The organism is Rhodosalinus sediminis (assembly GCF_003385555.1).
In the GTDB taxonomy this organism is placed as follows: domain Bacteria; phylum Pseudomonadota; class Alphaproteobacteria; order Rhodobacterales; family Rhodobacteraceae; genus Rhodosalinus; species Rhodosalinus sediminis.
In genome coordinates, this window is record NZ_QOHR01000067.1 from 1 (window position 1) to 1,708 (window position 1,708).

Annotated in this window: 1 pseudogene; it reads right to left on the bottom strand. The window is 62.2% G+C overall.

From position 1 onward, the window contains the following. Positions 1–302 precede the first annotated feature (302 nt). Positions 303–1,708, bottom strand: a pseudogene (locus tag DRV84_RS15085) (restriction endonuclease); the annotation flags it as partial.

The following is a 1,708-nucleotide window of genomic DNA, read 5'->3' on the forward strand; positions in this document are numbered from 1 at the left end:
CTCCGCCACTTGCCCTCGCGAAAGGCGTCTCCCGATCCGGCCGCGGCCGGATTTTCTCGTTGTATTCGAGGGTTATGCGGGATGGGCTGAGCACTGGCACCTGCGCCATGAGGCCCGGAAGCGGTCTCTCACGGCCGAAATTCTCCGGACCTCTCGACTTCGCGGATTTGGTGTAGAGCCTGCAAGCTCCTGAAATTCAGAGACTAATTCCAAACCCAACCTAAACACTTCGATGCCAGTGGCGCTATCGAGATGGAACCGGGATCGAACAACTCTGTCGCGCTCTGGCCGAAACGCCAGCTTTACTCTGCTGGCTCGGCTACGGCCGCATGCTTGGTGATGATGTCCTGCACCTCGCCCGGCTTGAACGCGACATCCCAAGCCCAGCGCCCGAAACCGCCTGCTGCGTTGATCGCCTTCACCCATTCGTTCAGCGCGTCCCGCTTGGCCTTGTTCTGAGGACTGTCGGTGCCCTTGATCTCGAGTGCGAGGATCGTGCCGCCAGCGAGACGGACCAGGAAATCCGGGACGTATCGCCGCCGGGAGCCTGCCCACATGTAATAGATCTGAAAGCCCAAGTGATCGTTCTTGGCATATGAGAGAACGTCATCGCGCTTCTCGAAGACGTTGGCCGCGTGGCCCTCCCAGGCAGAATCTCCCACCAGGTGGCTGATGTGCGACTTGCTCGTCGGGAAGCACGGCTTGGTCGTGTACCAGGTGCGCATCAACCCGGTTGCACCTATCGGGTTTTCCTCGTCGAACACCGGCGTCAGGCGTTCCGTGTTCTGCTCGGTCACGTTTTTCAGCACATGCTGGACCACGAGATCGATGTTGAGCGCGATCAGGATCCGCCGCCGAAGCGGATCGGAGTGAAACAGCGACGGGATGTCGAGTCGGTCGGAGTTGAGGAACGCCTCGACGATCCTGACCAGCTGCGCCGCCAGATATTCGTGGGTGCCAGTGAAGCCATGGCTCAGCTCGGCAAACGCCTTCCGGGCAGCCTGAAATACGAGGCGCTGTAGACGGAAGCCATCCGGTAGCTTCTCGAGGTCGATCGCGGTGACCTTGCCCATGTCCGTCGCGCCGCCGAGCGCCGGGGCAAGTTCGGCGCTGATCGGTGTGCTGGCAGGATCGAGCACGAGCGGCTGAACCTTGTTCCAGTCGATGGCGAGCTCCGGTTTGACGACCGTTTCGACCCGCAGCACGTTCGGCCAGCGAAGTTCCAGATGCGCGCGGTCGGGCACCACTTCGATCTGCGTGGTTGGCTTCGGCGGTGGCGGCGCCTCACCGCCTTCGCCGGTCTCCGAGATCGAGAGCGGCACACCGAAGACGTTGACGTATTCGGGCAGGAACAGGCCGTTCTCGTCGGTGTCGTAGGACACCCGGCGCAACCCGCGTCCGACGACCTGTTCGCAGAGCAGCTGGGACGTGAAGGCTCGGAGCCCCATGATGTGCGTCACATTCTTGGCGTCCCATCCCTCCGACAGCATCGCCACCGATATGACGTTCTGGAGGTCCTGACCGGCGGCGCCCCTCTTCCCGACGTTGTCCACGATCTCGCGCAGCAGTTCCTCCTTCTTCAGGGCGAGGAACTGCTGGCGGCGAGTTTCGGGAAGGTCTGCCGCGTCGATGATCTCCTTCAGGCGCGCCTCGTAGTCCTTGTCGGATGAGGCGGTCTCGCCGATCTCGGCCTTCTCGAGAACCTTCG